This window comes from Geminicoccus flavidas (genome assembly GCF_009806515.1).
GTDB classification, from domain to species: Bacteria; Pseudomonadota; Alphaproteobacteria; order Geminicoccales; family Geminicoccaceae; genus Geminicoccus; species Geminicoccus flavidus.
Genome location: NZ_WUJP01001087.1, coordinates 1 through 5,473, shown reverse-complemented (window position 1 = coordinate 5,473; position 5,473 = coordinate 1). Strand labels below are relative to the sequence as shown.

At 67.2% G+C, this 5,473-nt stretch carries 6 protein-coding genes; 2 read left to right on the top strand and 4 right to left on the bottom strand.

The annotated features are described in order from the left end of the window. The first annotated feature begins 339 nt into the window (after positions 1 to 339). Positions 340 to 1,242 carry a DMT family transporter gene (locus EQG76_RS30895; protein ID WP_159719053.1) on the top strand — a complete coding sequence of 301 codons (903 nt, stop codon included), beginning with the start codon at positions 340 to 342 and terminating at the stop codon, positions 1,240 to 1,242. Positions 1,243 to 1,758: 516 nt separating this feature from the next. Here the strand turns inward: EQG76_RS30895 and EQG76_RS30890 are convergent. The 4 genes from EQG76_RS30890 to EQG76_RS30880 form a co-directional block, all read right to left on the bottom strand. After that, positions 1,759 to 2,529 carry an MBL fold metallo-hydrolase gene (locus EQG76_RS30890; protein WP_159719052.1) on the bottom strand — a complete coding sequence of 257 codons (771 nt, stop codon included), beginning with the start codon at positions 2,527 to 2,529 and terminating at the stop codon, positions 1,759 to 1,761. 169 nt (positions 2,530 to 2,698) lie between these two features. Next, a complete protein-coding gene (locus EQG76_RS31950; protein WP_200841279.1) occupies positions 2,699 to 3,103 on the bottom strand; it encodes an MFS transporter in 405 nt (134 codons plus the stop codon). A 42-nt stretch (positions 3,104 to 3,145) separates the two neighbouring features. Next, a complete protein-coding gene (locus EQG76_RS30885; protein WP_200841278.1) occupies positions 3,146 to 4,201 on the bottom strand; it encodes an MFS transporter in 1,056 nt (351 codons plus the stop codon). A 41-nt stretch (positions 4,202 to 4,242) separates the two neighbouring features. Beyond that, positions 4,243 to 5,013, bottom strand: a complete 771-nt coding sequence (locus tag EQG76_RS30880; protein WP_159719054.1) for a glutaredoxin family protein — start codon at positions 5,011 to 5,013, stop codon at positions 4,243 to 4,245. Between the two features lie 89 nt (positions 5,014 to 5,102). Here EQG76_RS30880 and EQG76_RS30875 point away from each other — a divergent pair. Next, positions 5,103 to 5,473: MerR family transcriptional regulator (locus EQG76_RS30875; RefSeq protein ID WP_159719051.1), on the top strand; the 371-nt coding region annotated here is incomplete at its 3' end.

The following is a 5,473-nucleotide window of genomic DNA, read 5'->3' as shown; positions in this document are numbered from 1 at the left end:
CGGCACGATGGTGATCATGCCTCCGTCCACGCGCCCACTCCATGCGGGCGGCCGAATTTGTCGTAATCATACACCTGGGGCAGGGTGGGAAGTACCGGAAAGTCGCGGCGACCGGGCGGGACAATCGTCCGTACCACTGGCCAATGCGGGACTTTGCCGAGCGCCTGATCATCTTGTCTGCGACGGCGGCATCCGACTGGCGCGCGCCGTCCGGTTGAGATCCGGGGCGGGCCGGGCGCCTGCCCAGACTGGACAGTGCCCAGCACGGCGTGCTGGAGCGGCATAGAGTTTGGCAGCACGGCCCTGCGGTCTGTGCCTTCTGCCCTCAGAGGATGTTGGATGAACACGGCAGGTCTCGCCGCCGCCCTCGGCGCCGTCGCCATTTATGCGGGCATGTTCGCCGCTGGGCGTGCCGGTGCCTGGGATGGCCTCAACGGCTATGACCAGACCGCGATCCGCTTCGCCGTCACGACGGTGTTGGTGCTGCCCTTCCTCTGGGCGGCCATCATGCCCGCCGTGCGGCGAATTGGCATCGGGCGCCTGTTCGCCCTCTTCGTCCTGAACGGCGCGCCCTACAGCGCCGTGTTCCTCGGAGGGCTGGTGTTCGCGCCGGTCGCCTATGGTGCCGCGCTGGTGCCGGGGCTGCAGCCGGTAGCGGTGATGGTGGTCGCGCTCCTGTGGCGTGGGCAGCGCCCTGCGCTGCCCAATGTCCTGGGGGCGGCCATCTGCCTGGGTGGAGTGCTGGTGATGCTGCTCGACCGGCAGGTCACCGGCAACAGTGATCTGCCGATCGGCATCGGGCTGTTCCTCCTGGCGAGCGCCATGTGGGGCACCTACACCGTCGCGCTCAAGACCTGGGCCATCGAGCCGCGCGAGGCATTGGCCACCAATGCCCCGCTCTCGGCTCTGCTCTACCTGCCGGTCTATCTCCTGTGGCAGGGGCCGGAGGCGGTTCTGGCTGCGCCAGCTCCTGCCGTGCTCCTGCAGGCAGTCTACCAGGGCGTGCTGGTGGGGCTGGTCGCCCTGATCCTCTTCACCGTGGCGGTGAAGACGGCCGGCAGTGCCGCCGTCGCTGCCCTGGCTCCGGCCATCCCCGTCCTGGCAACCCTGATCGGTTGGGCGGTCCTGGACGAGCGACCCAACGGCTCCCAGTGGGCCGGGCTCGCCGTCGTCACGACCGGACTGCTGGTCGGCACGCTCTGGCCGATGCTCAAGGCCCGCCAGCAGGCTGCGGTTGCCTGAGCCAGGCCCGCCGCTTGCCCGGCTTCAGGCCGGCAGGATCGGCAGCGCCAGGATGATCACCGTGCCGGTGAGGGCGGCCAGGATGAGGAAGTGCGGAACAGGCACAGCTGGGTCTCGTACATACTCTGCAACCCCAACAGGACCGCTACGGGGATGGCTTTAACGGCATCATGCCGCAGAACCGCCATAGCGCCCCGTAGGGCACCAACAGCCCCTCTGTGCAGCCCCTTATACACCGCCTAACCCGACATCGCTCGCCTACGGCGCTTCCCGGGCTCCCGCGCCAGCTCTGCCTGGCCCCGGACCTTGTATCCGGTGCATCGCAGACACCGCGCCAACTCGCCGACGGTGGGCACCAATGACGCGCCGCGGTGCAGGACCGATGCCATCACCCGGGTGACCCGGCCGCATGCCATGCAGGCGATGGTCAGGATGCCGGGCAGAGCGCGCAGCCGGGTGGATCGCCATTATGCCGCTGCGGCCCCGGGCAGGAGCGCCTCGCACGGATGGAATACCTCAAAAGGCGTAGGCCTCATCGTCCTCCGGCACGAGCAGACGGTCGATCATGCCGGTCTTCTCCGAGAAGACGCGCAGCTCGGCGCGGGTCAGGGCAGAATGGTTCACCGCCTCCATATGGCTGGCGATCAAGGTCGCCCGCGGCGCCGCGTCGTAGACCTTCCTGACGTCCTCGGCATTCATGATGATCGAGCCCAGCCCAGGAACCTGCGCATCGCCTGCGTTGAGCACGACGACGTCCGGATTGTGGGCGGCGAGGCTCGTCTTCACATGGTCATTCCAGATCGTATCACCGGCAAGGTAGAGAACCTTCTCGTCCGGGTGCTTGAAGACGACGCCGCAGACCTCGCCCAGCAGCTCCCCGGCCACCGCCAGGGCTTGGTCCGAGCCATGCTGGCCGGAGGTCTTGATCAGCGAAACGCCACCAAAGGCTGTGTCTTCCGTCAGGATGCGGACGTCGCGGAAGCCCTGCGAGCGGATCAGCCCCGCGTCCTTCTCATGCTGGGCAAACAGCGGCAGGTGCTTCGGCACCAGCTTGACCGCGGCCTCGTCCCAGTGGTCCGCGTGCGTGTGGGTCACGATGACCGCATCGACGCCGAGGATGTCATCCATTGGGGTCCGCAGTGGAAGGCGCGGGCTGCGAATGTGACTGTTCAGCGTGCCCTCGAAGCCGGGGTAGGCGTCCTTCTCGGCCAGATAGGGATCGATCAGGAACTTCACGCCGCCGAAGTCGAGGCGCAACGTCGCGTTGCGGATCTGTTTGATCTTCATGGTGATCTTCTCTGCTTGTCGTCGATGTGGAAAGGCTGCCGATGCGCGCCCTGGTCACATAGTTGGCGCCATAGAGATCCAACTCAGCCTGCCAGCCACAGACCGCAGAGTCGCCGCGGAAGATCCGTATCATCTGGCGGACGCGCGGTAGAGCACCCGTCCATCCGAGCTATGGATCAAGCCCGACACTGGGCACCGCCGCGCCTTGCGTGCGCCCGGTAGTGCCGGCCGCAATCGCAATGACAGCAGCGACCAGCAGCATCCCAGCCCCGGCGAGAAAGGACGTGGTGTAGCCATACGTGAGCGCCCGGGCCGCATGGGCGATGGCTACCGCATCGCCGCGGACGATGCCTTCCTGCAGGGCCTCAGGAGCATCGGACATCTGCCCGTTCGCCGTCGAGACCGCGAGGGTGGTGAAGACCGCGAGGCCGAGCGCTGCTCCGATCTGCTGCGCCATGTTGACGAGCGCCGAAGCCACGCCCGTCCGGTCCTCGGCGACCCCGTAAACAGCCGTAAGCGTCATCGTCACGGCGGCCATCCCGAAACCGAAGGAGGTGACGAAGAGGGCGGGCATGACATGCGCGGCATAGGAGGAGCCCACTGTCAGCGCCGAGAGTCAGAGCATCCCCAGCGCCCCTAGCAACAGCCCCGGACCGGCCACGAGGCGCGGCGCGAGACGCTCGACCAGCTTCGAGCTGATGCCTGCCCCGAGGATGATCCCCGCGCTAAGGGGCAGCGAGACAATGCCGGCCCAGAGCGGGCTGAAACCCAGGACCTGCTGCAGGTAGAGCGCCAGCAGGTAGAAGGTGCCCATGAGCCCGGCGCCGACGAACAGCATCGTCGCGTAGGAACCCGACCGGTTGCGGTCCCGGAAGAGGCCCAGCGGCAGTATCGGGTCTGTCCCGCGCGTCTGGAGCCGGAGGAAGAGCAGGCCCAGGACCACCGCCGCGCCGACTGCGCCGAGCGTCACCGTGTTGCCCCAGCCGTGCTCGGCGGCATGGGTGATGCCGTAGGTGAGTGTCACCCTCGCGCCGGTTCCGGTTAGTGCGCCGGGCGCGTCGAGGCTGCCGCCGTTGCGTTCCCCTTCGGCTAGCACCCCGCTCCCGACGAGCACCGCCAAGCCGATGGGGATGTTGATGAAGAAGACCCACCGCCATCCCAGCGTCCCCGTCAGCACCCCGCGGAGCAGCACGCCGACGGTGATGCCGAGCGCCGACATGGCGCCGTAGATCACCATGGCCGAGTTGTGCGGCTTGCCCACTGGAAAGTTGGTGGCGATGAGGGCCAGGGCATTCGGCGCCGTCAGTGCCGCCCCCACACCCTGGAGCGCGCGGGCGCCAATCAGCATCTCCGCGTTCATGCCCAGTCCGCCGAGCAGCGAGGCGAGGGCGAATAGGCCGAGGCCCGCGCGAAACACGTGGCGGCGCCCGAACAGGCCGCCCACCCGGCCGCCGAACAGCAGCAGCCCGAAGGCGAGGATGTAGGCGTTGATGACCCAGGGGAGGGTCGAGGCAGCGACAGAAAGTTCGCGCTGGATGCTCGGCAGGGCGATGTTGGCGATGGTGTCGTCGAGAACGAGCATCAGCTGCGCCGTCGCGATGACGAGCAGGGACAGGCCGAGCCCGCGGCCGTCTGGGGAAACCCCAGGCTGGCCCGTCTGCGCGGAAGACATGGGTGAACTCCTGGAAGCTGGCCCGGGCGCGGAGCGCTCGATTACATCACGTGGCCCGTAACGATCGGCAGGCCGAACGCAGCCAGCGCCATCCACACTGCCATGGCGACCATCATCAGGTTCTCGGTGAGCGAGATGAACCCGAGGGGAACATTGCTCGATCCGCCGACGCAGGCGCACTTGAGCTCGCGGCGGTCGATGTAGACGGCCTTGAACACCGAAACCGCGCCCACGCTCCCGATGAACAGGGCGATCGGCACCGACAGCCAAGTGAGTGCGCCCGCCACCATCAGCACGCCCGCAAGTCCTTCGGCGAACGGATAGATGTAGCTGTACGGCACCCACCGCTTGGCGAGCAGGTCGTAGTTCAGGAACATCGTCGCGAAGCTCTCGATGTTCTGGAGCTTCAGCAGCGCCAGCACGACCATCGAGAAGCCGATGAACCACTCGGCTGCACGGACGGTGAACACGCTCCCTGTCACGGCATAGCTTGCCGCCATCGCCATAAGCGCGGTCATGGCGAACAGCGCGATGATCGGGCGGTAGCTCGTCGCCTTTGGATCCGCGACGGGCTTGCCGAGGAACCGGCGCAGGTCATCGTAGCCCCCGACGCGCTCGTCACCGATGAAGATCTGGGGCGTCGTCGCCACGCCATGCTGCGCCTTGAAAGCGTCGGTCTGCTCGCGCGTGGTGAGGTGATGGTCCTCGACCTCGTAGCCGGCCCGCTTCAGCAGGTGCTTGGCCTTGAGGCCGTAGGGGCAGGTGTGGTGCGGCATCACCATGCGGTGGATAACCGCCTTCTTCGCCACCATGGGGCGGCTCGATGCAGGAGAAAGGATGGTGGTGGCCGACATGTTCGGTCTCCTTGAGATCCGGTCGGCATGGATATAGGGTCCGTACTATGGTACGGAGTCAAGGGGTCAACATGCTCACCATCGGCGAGTTCGCCGCTGCAGGGGGCGTAGGCGTCGAAACGATCCGGTTCTACCAGCGCAGGGGCCTGCTCGGGACGCCTGCGCGCGAGGGCGGAATCCGGCACTACGGCCAGGAGGACGTGCGCCGCCTGCGGTTCATCCGGCAGGCGCAGGCAGCAGGCTTCACGCTGGAGGAGATCCGGGAACTCTTAGAGTTGGATGCGGGCGAAGATCGCTGCCGGGCTCGCGAGCTTGCGACGGCCCGCGTCGCAGCCCTCGACGCCAAGATCGTCGAGCTTCAGCGGGCCCGCGATGCGCTAGGGCGACTGGCGCGCGAGTGCGGGGAAGGGAGCACCGG